The organism is Parabacteroides sp. CAG:2 (assembly GCF_000436315.1).
GTDB classification, from domain to species: domain Bacteria; phylum Bacteroidota; class Bacteroidia; order Bacteroidales; family Tannerellaceae; genus Parabacteroides; species Parabacteroides distasonis.
The window spans coordinates 24,041-45,385 of record NZ_FR885321.1 but is presented as its reverse complement, the minus strand read 5'-3'; the positions used below and the strand labels follow the sequence as shown (position 1 = coordinate 45,385).

22 protein-coding genes and 1 tRNA gene are annotated in these 21,345 nt (G+C 44.0%); 15 read left to right on the top strand and 8 right to left on the bottom strand.

From position 1 onward, the window contains the following. Position 1 precedes the first annotated feature (1 nt). From lptC to QVP94_RS14390, 4 genes are all read right to left on the bottom strand, one after another. Positions 2 to 667, bottom strand: a complete 666-nt coding sequence (lptC, locus tag QVP94_RS14405; RefSeq protein WP_011965921.1) for an LPS export ABC transporter periplasmic protein LptC — start codon at positions 665 to 667, stop codon at positions 2 to 4. 2 nt (positions 668 to 669) lie between these two features. Next, on the bottom strand, positions 670 to 2,034 hold the full coding sequence (locus QVP94_RS14400; protein ID WP_005861558.1) for a tetratricopeptide repeat protein: 1,365 nt from the start codon (positions 2,032 to 2,034) through the stop codon (positions 670 to 672). Between the two features lie 84 nt (positions 2,035 to 2,118). Continuing rightward, positions 2,119 to 3,399, bottom strand: coding sequence for a BamG family beta-barrel-assembly machinery protein (gene bamG / locus QVP94_RS14395; RefSeq protein WP_022192882.1), 1,281 nt, complete (start codon positions 3,397 to 3,399; stop codon positions 2,119 to 2,121). Continuing rightward, the gene (locus QVP94_RS14390; protein ID WP_005861554.1) at positions 3,386 to 4,213 is read right to left on the bottom strand and encodes a type III pantothenate kinase; all 828 of its coding nucleotides are present in this window, start codon (positions 4,211 to 4,213) and stop codon (positions 3,386 to 3,388) included. Before QVP94_RS14390 ends, bamG begins: the two co-directional genes overlap by 14 nt. Positions 4,214 to 4,249: 36 nt before the next feature. On the opposite strand from QVP94_RS14390, the gene QVP94_RS14385 reads away from it, so the two are divergent. From QVP94_RS14385 to QVP94_RS14345, 9 genes are all read left to right on the top strand, one after another. Beyond that, positions 4,250 to 5,296: a DUF2776 domain-containing protein gene (locus tag QVP94_RS14385; protein WP_005861552.1), complete on the top strand. Its 1,047-nt coding sequence runs from the start codon at positions 4,250 to 4,252 to the stop codon at positions 5,294 to 5,296. Positions 5,297 to 5,639: 343 nt separating this feature from the next. Further along, a tRNA-Thr gene (locus tag QVP94_RS14380) sits at positions 5,640 to 5,713 on the top strand. 128 nt (positions 5,714 to 5,841) lie between these two features. Further along, on the top strand, positions 5,842 to 6,372 hold the full coding sequence (locus QVP94_RS14375) for a DUF4199 domain-containing protein (RefSeq protein WP_005861548.1): 531 nt from the start codon (positions 5,842 to 5,844) through the stop codon (positions 6,370 to 6,372). A 21-nt stretch (positions 6,373 to 6,393) separates the two neighbouring features. Then, the gene (locus QVP94_RS14370; RefSeq protein ID WP_005861546.1) at positions 6,394 to 7,344 is read left to right on the top strand and encodes a glycosyltransferase family 2 protein; all 951 of its coding nucleotides are present in this window, start codon (positions 6,394 to 6,396) and stop codon (positions 7,342 to 7,344) included. Beyond that, positions 7,341 to 7,862, top strand: coding sequence for a nitroreductase family protein (locus QVP94_RS14365; RefSeq protein WP_005865806.1), 522 nt, complete (start codon positions 7,341 to 7,343; stop codon positions 7,860 to 7,862). The genes QVP94_RS14370 and QVP94_RS14365 overlap by 4 nt, the downstream gene beginning before the upstream one ends. Before the next feature lie 158 nt (positions 7,863 to 8,020). Further along, complete coding sequence (locus QVP94_RS14360; protein ID WP_288213287.1) at positions 8,021 to 8,461, top strand: manganese efflux pump MntP; 441 nt, start codon at positions 8,021 to 8,023, stop codon at positions 8,459 to 8,461. A gap of 44 nt (positions 8,462 to 8,505) precedes the next feature. Continuing rightward, a complete protein-coding gene (gene ilvD / locus QVP94_RS14355) occupies positions 8,506 to 10,230 on the top strand; it encodes a dihydroxy-acid dehydratase (protein WP_022192880.1) in 1,725 nt (574 codons plus the stop codon). Between the two features lie 22 nt (positions 10,231 to 10,252). After that, the gene (locus tag QVP94_RS14350) at positions 10,253 to 11,284 is read left to right on the top strand and encodes an FAD:protein FMN transferase (protein WP_008778034.1); all 1,032 of its coding nucleotides are present in this window, start codon (positions 10,253 to 10,255) and stop codon (positions 11,282 to 11,284) included. 8 nt (positions 11,285 to 11,292) lie between these two features. After that, positions 11,293 to 11,670: a hypothetical protein gene (locus tag QVP94_RS14345; protein ID WP_005865798.1), complete on the top strand. Its 378-nt coding sequence runs from the start codon at positions 11,293 to 11,295 to the stop codon at positions 11,668 to 11,670. 2 nt (positions 11,671 to 11,672) lie between these two features. On the opposite strand, the gene QVP94_RS14340 is transcribed toward QVP94_RS14345, so the two are convergent. The 4 genes from QVP94_RS14340 to QVP94_RS14325 are packed head-to-tail and all read right to left on the bottom strand — an operon-like array spanning position 11,673 to position 14,130. Continuing rightward, a complete protein-coding gene (locus QVP94_RS14340) occupies positions 11,673 to 12,254 on the bottom strand; it encodes a Maf-like protein (protein ID WP_005865796.1) in 582 nt (193 codons plus the stop codon). A gap of 37 nt (positions 12,255 to 12,291) precedes the next feature. After that, positions 12,292 to 12,813, bottom strand: a complete 522-nt coding sequence (locus QVP94_RS14335; protein WP_005865795.1) for a KdsC family phosphatase — start codon at positions 12,811 to 12,813, stop codon at positions 12,292 to 12,294. Then, positions 12,806 to 13,573 carry a Rossmann-like and DUF2520 domain-containing protein gene (locus tag QVP94_RS14330; protein ID WP_022192879.1) on the bottom strand — a complete coding sequence of 256 codons (768 nt, stop codon included), beginning with the start codon at positions 13,571 to 13,573 and terminating at the stop codon, positions 12,806 to 12,808. The genes QVP94_RS14335 and QVP94_RS14330 overlap by 8 nt, the downstream gene beginning before the upstream one ends. Further along, on the bottom strand, positions 13,570 to 14,130 hold the full coding sequence (locus tag QVP94_RS14325; RefSeq protein WP_005861528.1) for a nitroreductase family protein: 561 nt from the start codon (positions 14,128 to 14,130) through the stop codon (positions 13,570 to 13,572). The genes QVP94_RS14330 and QVP94_RS14325 overlap by 4 nt, the downstream gene beginning before the upstream one ends. A 121-nt stretch (positions 14,131 to 14,251) precedes the next feature. Between QVP94_RS14325 and QVP94_RS14320 the strand changes: the two genes are divergently transcribed. The 6 genes from QVP94_RS14320 to QVP94_RS14295 all read left to right on the top strand — a co-directional run bounded on the left by QVP94_RS14320 (position 14,252) and on the right by QVP94_RS14295 (position 21,319). Then, on the top strand, positions 14,252 to 16,663 hold the full coding sequence (locus tag QVP94_RS14320; RefSeq protein WP_022192878.1) for a TonB-dependent receptor: 2,412 nt from the start codon (positions 14,252 to 14,254) through the stop codon (positions 16,661 to 16,663). Positions 16,664 to 16,791: 128 nt separating this feature from the next. Then, on the top strand, positions 16,792 to 17,202 hold the full coding sequence (mce, locus tag QVP94_RS14315; protein WP_005861524.1) for a methylmalonyl-CoA epimerase: 411 nt from the start codon (positions 16,792 to 16,794) through the stop codon (positions 17,200 to 17,202). Between the two features lie 36 nt (positions 17,203 to 17,238). Further along, the gene (locus tag QVP94_RS14310; protein WP_005861522.1) at positions 17,239 to 18,792 is read left to right on the top strand and encodes an acyl-CoA carboxylase subunit beta; all 1,554 of its coding nucleotides are present in this window, start codon (positions 17,239 to 17,241) and stop codon (positions 18,790 to 18,792) included. A gap of 21 nt (positions 18,793 to 18,813) precedes the next feature. Next, positions 18,814 to 19,701 (top strand): OadG family transporter subunit, encoded by an 888-nt coding sequence (locus QVP94_RS14305; RefSeq protein ID WP_005865789.1) that lies wholly within the window; start codon positions 18,814 to 18,816, stop codon positions 19,699 to 19,701. 21 nt (positions 19,702 to 19,722) lie between these two features. After that, entirely contained in the window at positions 19,723 to 20,154 is a 432-nt protein-coding gene (locus QVP94_RS14300) for a biotin/lipoyl-containing protein (protein WP_005865787.1), read from the top strand. A gap of 4 nt (positions 20,155 to 20,158) precedes the next feature. Beyond that, positions 20,159 to 21,319, top strand: a complete 1,161-nt coding sequence (locus QVP94_RS14295) for a sodium ion-translocating decarboxylase subunit beta (protein ID WP_005861516.1) — start codon at positions 20,159 to 20,161, stop codon at positions 21,317 to 21,319. Positions 21,320 to 21,345: the final 26 nt, after the last annotated feature.

Genomic DNA, 21,345 nt, shown 5'->3' with positions numbered 1-21,345 from the left:
CTTAATTACTTTTTATTGAATCTATTTGTGACACATCTCCCCGGGCACTATCCCCCTGAACTGTCCGTGTCGTATCGGCCAGAGCATCGCTCACCGGGAAAATACCTTGTGAGTTAAATATCTTATACTGAGTCATATCTTGGTTCGACTCAAAGCCTATGCCTGTTATGATCTTATCTTCTTGCTCGATACGCATAAACTTATCAGAATAAACCTTCTCCTGCTTCTGGTCCCAGAACAATTGGGAAGTCTCAAAATGCTCCCCTTGCAGACTTTCCACCTCTACATTACCGATCAGCTCCCAAAGCCCTTTTTTATCATAATAATAGGCTGTATCCGCCTTAATACTCGCTTCTGTCTGGAATAAGGTATCGAACTTCTCCACGTAGATCCCCTCGGGGAAATACCAATGGGGTTCCGCCGCCTTCCCGTAAATCTGCCACTCTTTCGCTTTCAAGCGATATCTCGTGATACCAGAATCGGAGATCAAGGATGACACATCCGTAGCCTTCATCGTATAAGTCTTGTCCGGATCAAACTCAACATCAACCACCTCCTTATGTTCCTTACTGCAAGAGGCAGAAAACAAAAGAAGCATAACAACCACCACGAAGGTAGTTGTTATGCCCATATTTTCCGTTTTACAATGAAAACGATTTCCTATCATAATTACCGAATCGTTGTACGCTCTCCGATCCAACCACCGACAGTGAAAGGTTTGCCCTTCTCCAAATCCGGGTGCATGAAGATCTCCTCCGTAGAAGGAAGGTGAGCACGATAAGATGATATCAAAGTATTAGCCTCTTCAGCAACACTCGGATCTACCTGTTTCGCTTTCTCAAATTTATCGATAGCGGCATTATAAGCAGCTCTTGCCAACACTCCATCATTCGGGAAGACAGATTTAGAAGTAGCGGCATACATCTTGCCGATCAATAAATAAGCATTACCATAGTTTGGATTTACCTCCAAAGCTTTCTGGCAATATTGTCTAGCCTTCGAATAAGCATTTTGCTCAAACAGCAACAATGCGATCATATAATAATCATCAGCTTTTGAAGTCGCGTCCGTTTCTAAATTCGCGGCCTCATCAAAGTATTTAATAGCCGTATCATAATCCTTTATCTTAACGGCTTTCTTTCCTAGCCCAACAGCTGCCTCGGCACTAGGTTCTTGACGATAAGCATAGTCTGATGCCAAAAAGTAAGCCTCGATTTCTTGGCAACCTGTTCTTCTCAACAAAGATATAGTCTCTTTCAAATAAGGTAAGTTATCCTTATTCTCCTCGATCTTAGCAGCATACAAATTCTGCAAAGTCTCGCAATCGGCAGCACCACTATTTGCAAAGGCATTATCAACACCACTCTTATATGCGGTCAAGGCATTCACTTCTTTTTGATTGTTTGCAGCCTGCGCAGCTTTTAACTGAGCATCCAAGCCAGCAGAAACCTTCAAATAATCTTGAATATACTGCTCTTTGAAGTTCGGATCGTTAAGCATTTTCTTCATAGAAGAGAAACTAAACAAGGAGAGACCTAGAGCCTCCGTATCAGCACCTTTCTCATCAACGATCTCCTTCAACCAAGTATAGGCCTGATTATAGTCGGCATTATCGCCTGTTTGCGCTAAATAATCTTGCACTTTTCGAGCAACGATCCAGTCTTTTCCATACCGGCGATCATTTCCAAAATATTTCACACGCTTGTCGTAAACCCCCATCAAATCATCAATAAGAGCATTCTTCTTAGCGGGATCTTTCTCTTGGGCGATCTTCCAGCCCATAATTTTCACACCGTACAAATAGATATCTTTTGTAGCGGCAGGACACTCATCGTACACGATCTTCCAGAAATCATAGGCATCTTTGAAGTTTCCGGCTTTCGCGTAAGGAACGAACAAGCTGATATTGGTAATACAACGCACGCTATCCTCACCGGAACCGAACTGTGTACCATTATCTACTCCTTTCTGCGCATAAGCACCCAATGTACCCATAGTACATCCAAGCGCTAGTAATAAAACTTTGATCTTCATATCTCTTTCTATTAAAGTTAGCTATAAATTTATATTCCTTCAAAAAAGTATCATACTCATTAGACCCTTTCGGCCATTCCCGGTTTAATCCACTTTTCGTTTAAAAAACCATAATTCGTTAAATGTATAGTTCACCGTAAACCGGAAATACTGCTCATCAATCATTGTACGTAATTCCGGACGGATCTTCACGTATTCAAATGACAGGTTCACTAATGAACGGTTATCGATCAATGGAAGCCCAAAACCGATACTCGCCCCATATTCATTATAACCATGTCCTTTATAACCATTCTCCTCGGAGCGACTGACTCTTAAGTACGAATTGCTATAATGAAAACCGGCACGGTATCTGATACGTCCCAGATAATTACGATTATCATAACGAGGAATAAATTCGGCACCAGCCGCTACACGTGTACGATTCTTGAATTGACCTTTCTCGTTATCAAAATAAGCGTTCGCCCAGTCCTCATATAAGAAGTCCGCAGCTAACGTCAACCGGTTCTCCTTCACATAAGAGATACCCGCTCCATAAGAGTTTGGCATATCAAACCGATAATTCTTAATTGTATCGTTCCTTGTATATCCGGATGTAGCCGAAGAACCGACAAGTTGAGTATCATACACAGTCGTATTCAGCTTTTTCCCAGGAGAATAAACGAAACCTACCGTGACATGCTCCGTCTTGCTCAAAGGATGCGTATATTGAATACCAAAATCTAACTTTAAATCACGAATCTCATAACGTTGGTTTCTATACACATCGTCCGCCCCTGTCGAACTCGGGAAAATCAAGTTGCGGGAATGTGTTATATTTCCAAATAAAAATCCGGCGTTCAAACCAATGGAAAGACGCTTCTTCCAAATATCATAGGAGAGCCCTAAATAGGCATCGCTTAAGCCACCTTCGCCACTAAAGCTTTCTCCCCAACTTAAACCGCCCTCAGTACGGCTCTCGCCGAAATCATATCCTACATATGAATAAGGTAATAAACCAATACTCATCGCTAAACGCCGGGTGATCGGAAATTGCATAGCGATATACTCCACGTTTCCATTCATCTGTCGTTGCTTATTCGTACCGTCATAGAACCAAGACACCTGACCGGACGCACCAAAATCAAAAAGGAATGTCAACGAATCCATACAACTATAAGATGCTGGATTTAATGGATTTATCTGTTTAGAGGACCTTAATCCATAACCGACTCCACCCATCGCCCTTCCGGCACCAAAAGATCGATCCGCCAACTCTCCATATCCAAATCGCGTATAAGGCGAGTTCGTGTTATTTTGAGCCCACAATGGCAATTGTGTAAAGATAAGAATACTTATTATTACTACCTTATTAATTTTCAACATTATACTCTAAGATTCTGTTTAATCCTGTCAACACTAAATTAATGTCTGCAAAGATGGAGTTTTTTAGCCGTCTTTCAAAATAAAACGAATGACCGCCTGTTAAAAAAACCAAAAGATCCGGATATTTTACTTTCAGCTCGTCAATATATCCGTCCATCTCGTAAACAATCCCATTCACCACACCCGCTTGGATAGCCGTTTCCGTACTTCTCCCGATAAGCGGTATATCATCCTCTTCCGTTACCAAAGGCAGTTTCTTCGTAAAATGGTTCAACGCTCGAAAACGGGTTGTCATCCCCGGAGAGATATTCCCTCCCAGAAAGATACCCGGCGCTTCTATCACCTCATACGTGATAGCGGTACCGGCATCGATAACCAGCAGATTTTTTCCCGGCCGCAAATAATTCGCCCCCACGACAGCGGCCAAACGGTCCTTGCCTAGCGTTTTCGGCGTCCCATATTCCACCTTGATCGGTAAAGCTACGTGTTCATCCAGAAAGACAAAACGCTGAAGCTTATTTTTTAGATAAGCGATCAACTCATCGTCCGTATCTATCACCGTCGATAAAATGCCTTGCGTAAAAGCGTACTTCTCAAAAAGAGCAGCGACCACAGATACACCGAATTGCTTGTATACAAAAGAAGCCTCTATATGCCCATTTTTATACACAGCGACCTTTGATGACGTGTTACCTTGTTCTATAATAAGATTCACTTCTCTGATATTTTCCGCAAAGAAAAACAAAAATGATGAAATAACACGCAAAAACATCGTATAACCTCTAAAATTCTTCTTGAACAAAAAGGATCGCATCTCTGTTTGAAGAAAAATCTAAATAAAAAACAAGTTATGAATTACGGGATTAGTGTCTTATTCAGGGCGATTCCATTGCTAATGGCCCTCTTTTGTTTCGGTTATGGATTTTTTGTCTTTAACTATGGAGTGGACTCCAGCAGATTCGTCGCCGGACCTGTCGTATTCTCTCTTGGCTTTATTTGTATAGCCTTGTTCGCTACGGCAGCGACCATTATTCGTCAAATTATCCATACATATAATAATGTAGCCAGATTCGCCTTGCCTATCCTTGGATATCTCTCGGCAACCATCACTTTTCTGGCGGGCTTTATCTTACTCATGTCCTCACCGGCGCCAGCAGACTTTGTCGCGGGCCATGTCATTTGCGGGGTGGGCCTTATAACCGCATGCGTAGCAACAACGGCTACCGCCTCTACCCGATTCACCTTAATACAAATGAACGCCAAAAGCGACGATCCCAGAATACCAGACAAAGCGTTCAACTTTTGGCAGGGGGTATTCTTGATCCTTGTAGCATCATTTATATCCATAGTCGCATGGATTTGGGCTTACCGGTTGCTAGCGCATAGCGACGAGCATTCCCAATACTTTGTCGCCGGGCATGTGATGGCCGGACTAGCATGTATTTGCAGCAGCTTAATCGCTTTAGTCGCCACGATCGCCCGACAAATAAGAAACACATATTCCCGATTGGAAAAAAGGCTATGGCACCGTTTTGTCATCCTGATGGGATCTATCAGTCTGATATGGGGCCTCTTCGTATTAGGAGATAGCGACCCGGCTAATGCCTCAACCGGATATATCATGATCGGCCTTGGATTAGTTTGCTATAGTATCTCCAGCAAGGTGATCTTGCTGTCTAAAATATGGAGGGAAGAATTCAAGCTTGCCAACCGGATTCCATTAATTCCCATATTCACGGCTTTATTCTGCCTTTTCCTCTCCGCTTTCCTTTTCGAGATGGCGGCCGAGCATAGTTATTATGCCATTCCCGCACGGGTATTGGCCGGACTGGGAGCGATCTGCTTTACGTTGTTCTCCATCGTCAGCATATTGGAAAGCGGAACCTCTTCCAAGTAAACTGTTTTTTCATCGTGATGAAAATACTTTTTCTTCACGGTGAAAATACTTTTTCTTCATGATGAAAATATTTTTTCCTCACAATGAAAAAATCAACATTCTTTGATAAACCATCGGCCACAACACATAAAACATTCTTTAACACTACCAAAAGCATAAGGTTTTCAATTCTTTATAAACAATTATCATCCCAAGAGTAAGAAAACGCTTGCAAAGTAAAAAATAATATCTACTTTTGCACCCGGGTAAGTCCTACACGGCATGCTCCCTCGGAATCCCCCAGGGCTTGACCGCAGCAAGGGTACTTGGTCGTAGCGGCGCGATGTAGTAAGCTTACCCACCTGCCTCTTTAGCTCAGTTGGCCAGAGCACGTGATTTGTAATCTCGGGGTCGTTGGTTCGAATCCGACAAGAGGCTCAGATAAGACACATCTTAAAGAAGGAAGCTTATAAGTAGGCTTCCTTTTTCGCATTTTAGGCATAATATAGTTGCGCATTTGCATTAATATATTAATTTTGCTGATAAGAATTCAAAACTGCAGCATCATGGAAGAGAATAAGAATTTACTTTTAAAAGGCGCTATGACTTATGGTTTGGCCATGGGTATATATTGGGTAGTGAAATACATCTTTTTCATCTTCAGCGTTTCCGTCCCCTCCTTAAGTCTTGTCTATTGGCTATTGACGCTCGCCGTCCCTTTCATCGCCTACTACATGACGAAAAGATATCGGCACGACATCGGTGGAAGGATCAGTTTCTTTCATGCATGGAGATTCGGCACGATGTTGTATTTTTTCGCCGCATTGATCGTCTCGCTTGAATACTTTGTCTTTTATCAGTTCATCGCCCCGCCTGATTTCGTGGCAAATGCGATCGGGCAATTAACGACTGTACTAAAGGATAGCCAAGTCAGCTCGGAGATGATCGACTCGCTCAGCAAGATTCGTATCTCGCCAATCCACATGGCCATACAAGGAATATTTAATAACGTATTTTACGGCATCATACTTTCTATACCGGTAGCGGCTCTCTTGTGCAGGAACAATTCGACAGGTTCCATCACTGAAAACCGCTAAAAAGTTAATTACAGACAAATAATGGACATATCAGTTGTTATCCCGTTGTATAACGAAGCCGAGTCTTTACCCGAGTTATTCTCGTGGATAGAGCGGGTGATGAAAGAACATAATTATACCTATGAAGTCATTTTCGTGAATGACGGCAGTACGGATAATTCTTGGGAAGTGATCGAGGAGTTGAAGCAACGTTCTCCACACGTCCGGGGAATCAAGTTCCGTCGCAACTACGGTAAGTCGCCGGGATTGCATTGCGGATTCCAACGGGCTAAAGGTGACGTGGTCATTACCATGGACGCCGATCTGCAGGACAGCCCGGATGAGATACCCGAACTTTACCGGATGATCACCGAAGACGGGTACGATCTGGTATCCGGCTGGAAAAAGAAAAGATATGACCCGTTGTCTAAGACGATCCCCACGAAATTATTCAACGCAACAGCTCGTAAATTCTCGGGAATAAAGAACTTACACGATTTCAATTGCGGATTGAAAGCGTATAAGAATGTTGTCATTAAAAATATAGAGGTGTATAACGATATGCACCGTTACATACCTTATTTAGCTAAGATTGCCGGATTTCACAAGATTGGCGAGAAAGTAGTGAAACATCAAGCCCGCAAGTACGGAACTACTAAATTCGGGTTGGATCGCTTCGTGAACGGTTATCTTGATTTGATCACGCTTTGGTTTACTTCCAAATTCGGAAAGAAACCGATGCACTTCTTCGGTTTATGGGGAAGCGCTATGTTCTTCATTGGTTTTATCGCTCTAGTAATCGTACTCAGCATGAAATTGATCTCGATGTACTCTGGAGATCTAAGACCTTTGGTTACAAGTTCCCCTTATTTCTATATTTCATTGACAGCGATGATTCTGGGAACCCAGATGTTCCTAGCGGGCTTTATCGGGGAGTTGATTTCCCGCAATTCTCCGAATCGCAATAACTATAAAATAGAGGATGAGATATGAGTTTCCTAGAATTAGCGAGAAAACGTTGTTCTATCCGAAAGTATGCCCCCAAAAACGTAGAGCAAGAAAAGATTGATTATATCCTAGAAGCAGCTCGTTTGGCCCCTTCGGCGGTAAATTATCAACCTTGGTATTTTGTATGGGTTCAAAGTGCGGAAGGAAAAGCTAAATTACAAGAATGCTATCCCCGGGAATGGTTCAAGCAAGCGCCTTATTACTTGATCGTTTGCGGAGATCATCAGCAATCTTGGAAACGGGGCGATCATAAGGATCATATGGATATCGATACGGCTATCGCCACGGAACACATTTGTTTAGCCGCTGCCGAACAAGGATTGGGTACTTGTTGGGTTTGCAATTTCGACACGGAGCTTTGCCGTAAACATTTTAAAATTCCGGAAACGATCGAGCCTGTTGTACTGATACCGTTCGGCTATCCTTCCGACCCGGCATTATTCGATGAGACTCCAAAGAAACGTAAGCCCATAGAAGAAATTATTAAACGGGAATCATTCTAGTATGTTATACATTGAAGTTCTGCTACTAGCGATCGGCTTATCCATGGATAGCCTAGCAGTATCAGTTACCGGCGGCGCAGTTCTTAAGAACAAAGTACGGGGGGGGCGATATACAAAAAAACAGCGCCCCCGCCGGTAATATTATTAAGATAGCGAGCGTGCTCGGTATATTCCAAGCCGGAATGACCGTGATTGGTTATACGATGGGATTAGGATTCGAAAAATACATTTGCGCCTTCGATCATTGGATCGCATTTACCCTCTTGCTTTACTTAGGTGGAAAAATGATATACGATAGCACGAAGGAAGAGGAGGAAGACGGGAAATTCGATCCTCTATGTAACCGGACATTATGCGGATTGGGAATAGCGACAAGTATCGATGCCCTCGCCGTAGGAATCTCTCTGGCGATCTTAAAATCACCGCTCTTGCTGCAAGCCTCGACTATCGGTGTTGTCACCTTCGCTATCTCTGCCTTCGGCGTCTATTTCGGTAACCGATTCGGCAAGAGAATCGACTTGAAGCTGGACCTCATCGGAGGTTTAATCTTAATCGGTATCGGTACAAAGATTTTGATAGAGCATGTATTCTTTAGCTAGGGATACCTTATTGAATAAATAACCTTATACATTAATTAATAGACATGAAAAGCCAGCAATTACGAAAACTAGCGCCGGAGCTGGATTCACTCCGGCTAGGCAGCGGTTGGAAAATCGACGAATTGAGTAAACCGCAAATCATTGTAGAAAGCAGTTACGGACATAGCCATCCGGGAAGCGCCCATCTGGATAAATTGGTGGACGAGGCCGGAATCGGTATAAAGGAAAAGGGGGGACGTGCCGCAAACTACTTCGTCACTGATATTTGTGATGGAGAGGCGCAGGGACACGATGGTATGAACTACTCATTAGTCTCCCGTGATATCATGGCCGCCATGATGGAGATTCATGTAAAAGCGACTCCTTTCGACGCTGGTGTCTTTATAGCCAGTTGCGACAAATCCGTCCCTGCGCATTTGATGGCGATAGCCCGGCTAGATATGCCTGCTATATTCATGCCCGGTGGTATAATGAAAGCCGGTCCCAACCTACTCACGTTAGAACAAATCGGTACCTATAGCGCCCAATACGAGCGAAAAGAAATAACGGAAGAACAATTCATGGTTTATAAGCGTGACGCATGTCCGGATTGTGGAGCTTGCTCTTTCATGGGTACCGCCTCTACGATGCAAGTAATGGCAGAAGCGCTTGGCATCGCTTTACCGGGCTCCGCCTTGATCCCCGCCCATTTACCCGAGTTAAAAGAAACCGCCCGTAAAGCCGGAGAACATGCACTCGGACTAGCGAAAGAAGAGTTAAAACCCTCCGATATCATGACGATACAAGCGTTTGAAAATGCGATCATGGTACATGCCGCCATAGCGGGTTCCAGCAACAGCCTGCTTCATCTTCCAGCTATCGCCCACGAACTGGGAATCCAGTTATCACCGGATTTGTTCGACAAGATACATCGTAAGATCCCCTACCTTTTAAATATACGTCCCAGCGGTTTTTGGCCCGGCGAATATTTCTGGTATGCGGGAGGCGTACCGGCGATCATGGAAGAAATCAAAGAATTCCTCCATCTCGACGTCATGACTGTTACCGGCAAAACATTGGAAGAAAACTTAAAAGATTTACAACTCAACGGCTTCTATGAGAATTGCCATAAATATCTTCCTGCCCTAGGAGTAAAGGTTGGCGATATTATCAAACCTCTTCATACACCGATCAAGGCACAAGGAGCCATCGCTATATTGAAAGGAAATTTAGCGCCCGAAGGGGCAGTCGTAAAACATTCGGCGATTTCACCCCGCTTGATGCAAGTCACCCTGAAAGCGAGGGTATTCGATTGTGAGGAGAACGCTATTGAGGCGGTATTACAAAAGAAAATCCATCCGGGAGAAGCGGTATTTATCCGTTATGAAGGACCGAAAGGAAGTGGAATGCCAGAAATGTTTTATACGACAGAAGCGATCGCCTCCGATCCTGAGTTGGTAGAGACCATCGCATTGATCACCGACGGTCGTTTCTCCGGAGCGACCCGAGGCCCGGCGATCGGACATGTATCCCCGGAGGCTTCCGAGGGGGGACCAATCGCCTTGGTCGAAAACGATGACTTGATCCGTATCGATATTCCAGCGAGAACATTGGATATAATCGGTACCGACAGTATTGAGAGAAGCGTGGAAGAGATAGAAAAGATCCTATCCGAAAGGCGTGCACATTGGATAAAACCAGAGTCACAATATAAAAAAGGAATCCTTGATATTTATACACACAATAGCGTCTCCCCCATGAAAGGGGCATATATGGAATTTTTTATGTAAGTTCGCGACATAAAATTTCATAATGATGCGCAAGAATATTACCATATTAGTCAGCCTGTTGATCTTATCGCATACGGCTTGCTCGGACAAGGGCCAATATTTCGAAGAGAGTGGTTCTGTTTTTCATACAAGTTACCACATCAAATACAAGGCCAAGCAAATCCTAACCGATAAGATCGACAGCGAGCTGCAACGTTTTAACCTCTCCTTAAATCCTTTCAACCCCAACTCCACGATCGCGAAAGTCAATAATAACGAGGATGTGGAGGTAGACGAATGGTTTACCGAAGTATTCAATAAGGCGGAAGAAATCTCCCAAAAATCAGGAGGAGCTTTTGATATTACTTGTGCTCCATTAATTAATCTATGGGGATTCGGATTCAGTAAGATGGATAGCGTAACCCCGCAGATGATCGATAGCATAAAGGCTTTCGTCGGTTATCAAAAAGTGAGATTGGAAGGAAAGAAAATCATCAAAGAAGATCCCCGGATTCTATTGAATTGTTCGTCCATCGCAAAAGGTTATGCTTGCGATGTTATCGCCCGCCTGCTGGAAAAGGAAGGCGTAAAGAACTACATGGTAGAAATAGGTGGTGAGGTCACCATGAAAGGCGTAAATCAACAAGGTGACTGTTGGCGAGTCGGCATCAACAAGCCGGAAATAGGGACAAGTGGCGTAACAAATGATGTTGAAGAGATCGTACAATTATGCCAAAAAGGAGGTGTGGCTACTTCTGGTGACTACCGAAACTTCTACATCAAGGATGGTAAGAAATATGCCCATACGATCAATCCGGCGACCGGTTATCCCGCTGGACAAAATATTCTTAGCGCGACAATCGTGGCGGAAGATTGTATGACAGCAGACGCTTACGCTACGACTTTCATGGTTTTGGGAGTCGAGAAAGCGAAGCTACTGGCACAATCTATCCCCCAAATAGAGTATTTCATTATTTATGCGGACAACAACGGACAACAGAAAGTCACCTACTCAAAAGGTATGTTGGAATACCTTCCTAACAGAAAAACATTGGCTATCCTCGAAAATCCTTAAGTTCCTACATGAAGCGTTATCTAAATCAACTTGAATGCAAAATACTGAGAGCCGGAGATTCCCTGTTTAATACCACAACCACGGATAACCTATTAATCTTCGTATTTTCGGGAAAACTTATTATTTACAGCCAAGAAGGGACACATATAGCGGAAGTGGCAAAAGATCATTTCATGCTACTTGCGCAAAACACCAATCATAAGGTTATAGCCTCAGCCCCTACCCGCCTTATCTTAATACATGCGGGCAGTCTATCCGACATGATCATAAATGACCCGGAATGGAATGTGGAGAAACCGGTCGTCTTACCGATTCCCCCAGCCTTAGCGCACACATTAAATCAGATAGAATATTATATGAAGGATAAATACTTTACCTTGAATTGAGATTAAAAATGTTTCAATTCCTGATAAAGCTTTTGCACAGGTAATCCCATCACGTTATAAAAGCTACCATTGATAGCCTCTACCCCGATATAACCGATCCACTCCTGAATGCCATACCCTCCCGCTTTATCATAAGGTTTATATTTATCCAAATAATAATTAATCTCTTCATCACCCAATTTTGCGAAACAAACCGCAGATTCGACGGAAAAGCCTACATTTTTGTCCTTCGTCATGATACAAACGCCGGTTATTACCTGATGTACATGATCCGACAAAGCATGAAGCATAGCATAAGCTTCCTCCCGGTTCGCAGGCTTCCCCATAACCCCGTCAAACGTCCAAACGATCGTATCTGCCGTGATTAGCAATTCATCATCCGCCATAGTCGATTTATAGGCCTCCGCTTTCGAACGGGCAATATATAAAGGGATCTCCATGGAGTCAATAGAATCCGGGTAAGACTCGTCAATATCCGGAATTATCCTCACCTCGAAGTCGATATCCAGACCAGATAACAAATTCCGTCGTCTCGGAGAATTAGAGGCTAAGACGATCTTGTACTTTTTTAAATTCTCTAACATAACCTATTCGATTAAGCGTTACACATTCACCAAAATTTTACCACCCAAAAGCCTCCTCGCCGAACCAGTGTCCTTGCGCCCGCATCGTTTGCTCGATCACGTCCCTAGCTACGCCTTCGCCACCTCGCCGGGAGGATATATATTTCGCTATCTCCTTGATCTCCGGAGCCGCATCCGCAGGTGCCACCGGCAATCCGACTCGCGTCATTACCTCATAATCAGGAATATCATCACCCGCATACATGATTTGCTCAGGAGACAAGCCCGTTTTTTCCATGAAATCCTTAAAGTCATGCACCTTTACAGCGCTACGCATATAAATATGTTGTATTCCCAAACGAGAAAAGCGAATCTGTACGGCTTCCGTATATCCACCCGTAATTATAGCGACCTCATAACCTTTCTTCACGGCTAATTGCAAGGCATAGCCATCCTTGATATTGACAGTACGCATCGGATCGCCATTCGGGTGAAGCGGAATCACATCGCAGGATAGCACCCCGTCTACATCAAAGACAAAAGCCTTTATTTTTCTCAAATCATAGTTTATACTACTCATGTCGAGCCTCCTTATGTATACTTCGGCTAATCAGCTCATATAAATTTCGCATATCCGGATCTTTAAGCATAGCCATATGTTTGTTTATCACATTCTCGTCATATCGTATAGCTGGTCCCGTTTGGGCTCGCGCCGGCGACATTACATGTACCTTAGCGGCTGTCTCGTCTATCAAAGGTAGCAAGACCTCTCCCGGTATTTGCTGTTCTTCCAAGATCTTTTCAGCTAGCGCATACATATGATTCGTAAAATTACAAGCGAAAACCGCCGCTAAATGTAAGTTCTTTCGCTTCTCGGAGGAGAGGAAACGGACATCACTGGAGAGCGCCCTAGCCACCTCTCCCAGCACCTTCTCATCTTCAGACGAGTTCGCCTCTAAAAAGAACGGTATTTTCTTGAAATCCACCTCCCTACTCTTACTAAACGTTTGTAACGGATAAACCACCCCATATCTAGCCGTAAGACCTTCAAATACAGAGATTGGCATACTCCCTGCCGTATGCACCCACAAACCGTTATTCGGTTTTACACGGGCGATAACATCTTGGAGCACGGCATCTTTCAAAGAGAAAACATACAAGTCGGCATCTTCCACAATATCTTCCGGGACAACAGTCCACCCACATCCCAATTCATCGGCTAAAATCTTAGCATGCTCACTTGTGTGACTATACACTTGCCCGATACTCATTCCGGACTTACGCATTTCCAACGAAAGCCGGGTAGCTAAGTTTCCAGCACCAACAAATACGACTCTCATTCTTCCGCCTCTTTATTTTCTTCCGGAAGAGAGAACTTTCCTATATGTATCTTCTCCCATTGTAAATGGGATTCATCAAAAGGCTTACGAACCTGATCCTTATAACCGATACCAATGATAGACAAGACATCCAATTGATAAGGGATATCCAGCAACGAACGAACATAATTATTCGAATCCGCCTCGTCCTCTGTTACCCGGTTCCGGATCTGACACCAGCAACTGCCCAATCCCAAATCCTCCGCTTGCAATTGCATATAAATAGAAGCGACCGAAGCGTCCTCGATCCAAACATCGCTTTCCATCACATTCGCCAAGACAACCACGGCCAAGGCACAACCCTCCAGAAAAGCAGAACCATTTTTCTTACACCCGGCAAGTTTCTTCAACATTTCCTTATCTTCCACGACCACGAACTGCCAAGGATTACTACGTTTTGAGGCCGGAGCCATCAACGCCGCTTTCAAGATCAGTTCTACCTGCTCGGGTGAAAGTAGTTGTTCGGTAAACTTACGTGTACTTCTTCTATTTTGTATAAGTGTTGCAAAACTCTCCATTTTTTTCGTTCTTTGTACTCTTTTAATATTAAGATTCGCAAATATAAATATAATTTTTTGCACCCATATATACGTATCGTTCTTTTTTCTCGTTAGTATTTTTATAATTGAACAATAGATTATGAAGATTCGTGCGATAGCCGCGCTGCTATTTATACTTATTTCCGTGAGAGCCTTTGGCGAAGGCCGCATAAAAATCACTGGTTATGTCCGTGACGCCGACGGTAACCCTCTGGAATTAGTGAATGTCCGGGTTAAGAACACGTTGATCGGCTCCATGACCAACGAGAAGGGATATTATTCCTTTTCCATATCGCCGGGAGACTCTATCTCCATTATTTACTCCTGTCTGGGATATAATAAAGCCGAGCGTATCATTCCCTCGGCACAAGCCGACATGCGCCTGAACGTACAGATGAACAATACCTCATTTGATTTAGGGGAAGTATCCGTTACTGCCATCCGCAAGCAGACCACGACCATGGAGTCCTTAAATGCGGACAGAATTAAATTATTGCCCGATCCCTCCGGAGGTAGTATAGAGAGCTTGGTCGTTACGTTTGCCGGCGTATCGTCCAATAACGAGCTAAGTTCCCAGTATTCCGTACGTGGAGGTAGTTATGATGAAAATATCGTTTATGTGAATGGGATCGAGGTATTCCGTCCGCTTCTGATTCGCTCGGGACAACAAGAGGGCCTTAGTTTTATCAATCCGGACCTGACGGAGGCGGTCAATTTCGCCGCCGGTGGCTTCGAGGCTCGTTACGGAGACAAGATGAGTTCCGTGCTGGATATTACCTATAAAAAGCCTAAGATATTCGAAGGCTCGGCTTCCGCGAGCTTGTTGGGAGCGAATGCTTATGTAGGCAGTTCTATCGGTAAATTTACCCAAGTAACGGGTTTCCGCTTTAAAAGCGGTCGGTCTATTTTGGGTACCATGGATACAGACGCTGAATACGACCCTAAATTTATCGATCTGCAAACTTACATCACGTACCAATTGGCCCCTAAATGGGAAATCAATTTCTTAGGAAACCTCGCTAACAATAATTATAAATTCACCCCTTATAGCCGGGAAACCTCTTTCGGTACAGCCGAGCATCCCAAGAACTTCAAAGTCTATTTCGACGGAAGGGAAAGAGACCGTTTCCAAACCTTATTCGGTGCGCTTACATTGAAACACAACCCCAATGAGAACACAGAGTTGGGACTTCAAGCCTCCGCTTTCAAAAGCAAGGAAGAAGAGGGATACGATATCGCCGGAGAATATTGGCTGAGCGAGAACGGAGCGGAAAATCCGAATGACGACGCGTCAGCCGCCATGTCCGTAGGCCGTTATCACGAGCACGCACGAAACCGTTTGAACTCCACCGTCATGAATGTCGGGCACTATGGGATGGCCCGCCTTTTAAACAATACGTTGAAATGGGGAGCCACGGTACAAATGGAGAAAATCAATGATAAGATCAGTGAATGGGAAAAAAGGGATTCCTCAGGTTATTCTTTGCCCCAAACCGGTAATAACGTAAGTGTATATTCGAACCTCTTTTCTGATAATCAGATAGAAAGCACACGCTTTTCCGCTTATGCGCAAGACGCATTCAAATTCAGGACCAAGCAAGGTCTGTTCACGTTAGTCGCAGGGGTTAGAGGTAGTTATTGGACTTATAATAAGGAGTTCCTTTTCAGTCCCCGTGCCTCATTGGGCTTTATCCCGAACTTCGACCAAGACTTGACGCTCCGTTTCGCCACCGGACTGTATTATCAATCGCCCTTCTACAAGGAATTACGTAGAGTAGACAAAGATAAGAACGGCAATAATATCACGGTATTGAACAAAGATCTAAAGTCACAACGCTCCATCCATTTCATATTGGGAGGAGATTATACGTTCCGTGCCGTAGACCGGAATTTCAAGGTGACCGCCGAGATGTACTATAAAAAGCTGGACAATCTGAATCCCTACACCGTAGATAACGTCAAGATCCGCTATTACGGTGAGAACTGCGCCAAAGGTTACGCCATGGGACTCGATGTCAAATTCTTCGGAGAATTCGTACCGGGTACCGACTCATGGATCAGCTTCTCCTTGATGAAAGCCCAGCAAACCATCCGGGAAACAACGACCGTTCCTATGGCCAATAGCCAAGGCTACAACATCTCACTCTTCTTCCAAGATTATTTCCCGGGCTATAAACGAGTCAAGCTAAATCTGAAAGGAGTTCTATCCGGAGGACTTCCCCAGACAATCCCGGGCAAAGGATACGAAGCCGGCTATTTCCGTACGCCCGCCTACAAACGTGTAGATATCGGCCTCTCCTATCAATTGGCAGGAGGCACGGACGCTATCATGGACAGGGGCTTCTTCCGCCATTTGAAAAACATTTGGCTAGGTCTGGATGTATTTAACATATTAGACATCAAAAACGTTAGTTCCTACTATTGGATAACAGATGTATATAATGTCCAATACGCAGTTCCAAACTATCTGACCGGACGTCAATTGAACGTTCGTCTGATTGTCGATTTTTAATAAAATGTATCTTTAAACACATTTACTGGGAGATAAAAACAAAAAATTATTTCCTCATTCATAAAAAGTAGTGTACATTTGCACACAATAGAAACAAACATTTACTAAATCTTTAAATTATTATTGACATGGAACTTACACATATCGAACATTTAGGTATCGCAGTGAAGAGTATCGAGGCTTGTTTACCCTATTATGAAGGCGTTCTTGGATTAAAATGCTACAATATCGAAGTAGTAGCAGACCAAAAAGTAAAAACCGCATTTTTCAAGGTAGGACAGACTAAGATTGAATTACTAGAGCCGACCAGCGAAGATAGCACGATCGCGAAATTTATCGAGAAAAAAGGTGAAGGTATCCACCATATCGCATTCGCTGTACCTGATGTACAGGCTGCTTTGAACGAGGCTGAGGAAAAAGGCGTTAAATTAATCGATAAAGCTCCCCGTGGTGGCGCGGAAGGCTTGAACATCGCTTTCCTTCACCCGAAATCAACTTGCAGCGTATTGACAGAGCTTTGCATGCCGGGCAACAAATAATTAATCCGTTCATTTCTAACAACAAATCAAAATACAATGAGTAACCAGCTTGAAAAAGTAAAAGAGCTCATCGCACTTCGTGAGCAAGCTCGCTTGGGTGGAGGAGAGAAAAGAATCGAATCACAGCACAAAAAAGGCAAATATACCGCTCGTGAGCGTATCGCCATGTTGCTTGACGAAGGTAGTTTCGAGGAATTCGACATGTTTGTTCAACACCGTTGTACAAACTTCGGTATCGAGAAAACTAAATATTTAGGCGATGGTATCGTAACAGGTTATGGTACGATCGACGGACGTTTGGTATATATCTTCGCTCAAGATTTCACCGTATTCGGTGGAGCCTTGTCTGAGGCTTTGGCTATGAAGATCTGTAAAGTAATGGATCAAGCCATGAAGATGGGCGCTCCCGTTATCGGTTTGAACGACTCCGGTGGAGCTCGTATCCAAGAAGGTGTAAACGCCTTGGCAGGATACGCAGAGATTTTCCAACGTAACATCTTGGCTTCCGGTGTTGTTCCCCAGATTTCCGGTATCTTCGGCCCTTGCGCCGGTGGAGCCGTTTATTCTCCGGCTTTGACAGACTTCAACATCATGACACGTGGTACCAGCTATATGTTCTTGACTGGTCCGAAAGTCGTAAAAACCGTAACAGGTGAGGATGTAACCCAAGAGCAGTTGGGTGGAGCCAGCGTACACACTACCAAATCGGGTGTAGCCCATTTCGCTGTCGATACAGAAGAAGATGGTTTGCAATTGATTCGTAAATTGCTCAGTTTCTTACCTCAGAACAACTTAGAGGAAACGCCGTTAGTTGAGTGCAAAGACCCGATCGATCGTCTGGATGATGTATTGAACGATATCATTCCCGATAACGCCAACCAATCTTACGATATGTATGAGGTTATCGGTACAATCGTCGATAACAACGAGTTCCTAGAGGTCCATGCGGACTACGCTAAGAATATCATCGTAGGTTTCGCTCGTTTCAACGGACAATCCGTCGGTATCGTAGCTAACCAGCCGAAGGTTATGGCAGGATGCTTGGATAGCAACGCATCTCGTAAAGCAGGTCGCTTCGTTCGTTTCTGCGACGCTTTCAATATTCCTTTGGTAACATTGGTTGACGTTCCGGGATTCCTTCCGGGTACAGGTCAGGAATACAACGGTGTAATCCTTCACGGCGCTAAATTGCTTTACGCTTATGGTGAGGCTACCGTTCCTAAGATTACCGTTACATTGCGTAAGTCTTACGGTGGAGCTTATTGCGTGATGAGTTCTAAACATTTACGTGGTGATATGAATTACGCATGGCCGACAGCCGAGATCGCCGTTATGGGCCCGAGCGGTGCCGTAGAGGTTATCTTCGCCAAGGAAGTAGCAGCCGCTGAAGATCCGAAAGCATGCGCAGCAGAGAAAGAAGCTGAATATAAGAAAGCATTCGCTAATCCTTATAACGCAGCTCAATACGGTTATATCGACGATGTTATCGAACCGCGTAACACTCGTTTCCGTATTATTCGTGCTTTGCAGCAATTGCAGACTAAGAAGTTAAGCAATCCTGCTAAGAAACATGATAACCTGCCTCTATAATCCGTAAAACAGGAGATGAATATGATAAATAAGAAAATAGGGGTATTGCTACTGTTCGCTTTGCTCATTTCATTCGGGGCAAAGGCACAGCGCGCAACCTCCATGCGTATTAATGAAGTATTGGTTATCAACGAGGATAACTTCGTTGATGACTATGGCAAACGTCATGGCTGGATTGAGTTGTTCAACACTTCGGCCGGAACGGTAAATATCGCGGGATGTTATTTGACAGACGACAAAAACAATCCCATGAAATATCCGATCCCAAAGGGAGACGTATTGACTCAGATCCAACCCCGCCAGCACACACTATTTTGGGCTGACGGACAGCCGGGCAGAGGTACATTCCACGTTAACTTCGTATTAGATCCCTCTAAGGAGAATTATATAGCTCTGTATGATGCAGATGGTAAAACATTGATCGACGAAGTTACGATCCCTGCCGGACAAATGGCTGATATCAGTTACGGTAGAGTGATCGATGGTAAAGATGAATGGGCACAGCTGAAGAAAGTTACTCCCAGTACGAATAACCTAACATTGGATTCTAATGAGAAAATCGATAATTTCAAACAGAATGACTCTTTAGGTATCGGTATGACCATTACCGCTATGGCTGTAGTGTTCTTGGGATTATTTTTGTTATACATCATCTTTAAGCAGATCGGTAGATTGTCTATATCCGCGAGCAAACGTAACGCTCAAAAAGCTGCGGGAACAACAAGTGTATCGGTTGACGCCGGACAAGAGTCTGGTGAGATCTTTGCCGCTATCGCTACTGCTTTGTACGAGATGAGTGATGACAATCATGACATCGAGCACACGGTTCTTACGATCCACAAGGTACAAAGGACTTATTCTCCTTGGAGTTCAAAACTCTACGGTTTGCGTCAAACCCCACATAAGTAATTATCTAAAAACGAACAAAGAATGAAAAGTTTTAAATATACCATTAACGGTAACGTATATAAAGTACACATCAATTCTGTAGTGGATGACATCGCAGATGTTGAAGTAAATGGTACACCTTATCAAGTAAAATTAGAGAAACCGGCGAAGAAACAAATGGTTACATTGAAACGTCCGGCTCAAGCACCGACAACAGCAAGTGGCGACCCTGTAGTTACTCGTCCGGCAGCCTCTACTACACAAGGTGCTGTTAAGACTCCGCTGCCAGGTGTTATCTTGCAGGTTAAGTGCAACGTAGGTGATACCGTGAAGAGAGGTCAAACATTGATTATCCTTGAGGCTATGAAGATGGAGAACAACATCAACGCAGACCGTGACGGTAAGATTATAGAAATTAAAGTACACAAGGGAGACTCTGTGCTAGAAGGTGCTGATCTCGTAGTAATCGGATAAGACTATGCAAGAGAGCTTTTTAACATTCTTAGGTGAGAACTTACAACTGTTCCTTACCTATACAGGTGTATACAACGCTACTCCGGGACATCTCATCATGATTCTGGTAGGTCTGTTGTTTATATTCCTGGCGATTAAATATGAGTTTGAACCGATGCTTTTGATCCCTATCGGATTTGGTATCTTGATCGGTAATATCCCTTTCAAGGACGCAGGTCTTCAGGTAGGTATTTATGAGCAAGGGTCTGTACTGAACATCCTCTATCAGGGTGTGACCTCTGGATGGTATCCGCCATTGATCTTCCTCGGTATCGGGGCCATGACCGACTTCTCCGCATTGATCTCCAATCCTAAGTTGATGTTGATCGGTGCAGCGGCTCAGTTCGGTATCTTTGGTGCTTATACGATTGCTCTTCAAATGGGATTTGAGCCGAACCAAGCAGGTGCTATCGGTATTATCGGTGGTGCTGACGGTCCGACGGCTATCTTCCTGTCTTCTAAGTTAGCGCCAAACTTAATGGGTGCGATCGCGGTATCCGCTTACTCATACATGGCGTTGGTTCCTATTATCCAACCGCCGTTCATGAGATTGCTTACGACTAAGAAAGAGCGTTTGATCCGTATGAAACCGCCGAGAGCCGTTTCTTCCACGGAAAAAATTATCTTCCCGATCGTTGGTTTGTTGCTTACTTGCTTCTTGGTTCCGTCCGGTTTACCATTGTTAGGTATGCTATTCTTCGGAAACTTATTGAAAGAAAGTGGCGTGACTCGTCGTTTGGCAGAGACTGCTCGTGGTCCGCTGATCGATACAATCACGATCTTATTGGGTATCACGGTAGGTGCTTCTACCCAAGCTACACAGTTCTTGACATTGAACTCTATCAAGATCTTCGGTCTAGGTGCGTTATCATTCGTGATCGCTACTTGCGCCGGTGTATTGTTCGTTAAGTTATTCAATTTAATATTGAAAGACGGCAATAAGATCAATCCGCTTATCGGTAACGCCGGTGTATCCGCCGTTCCTGACTCAGCTCGTATCTCACAAGTTGTAGGTTTGGAATATGACCCGACCAACTACTTGTTGATGCACGCTATGGGTCCGAACGTAGCAGGTGTAATCGGTTCCGCTGTAGCTGCCGGTATCTTGCTAGGATTCCTTGGTTAATAAAAACAACTATCTATATTAAAAAA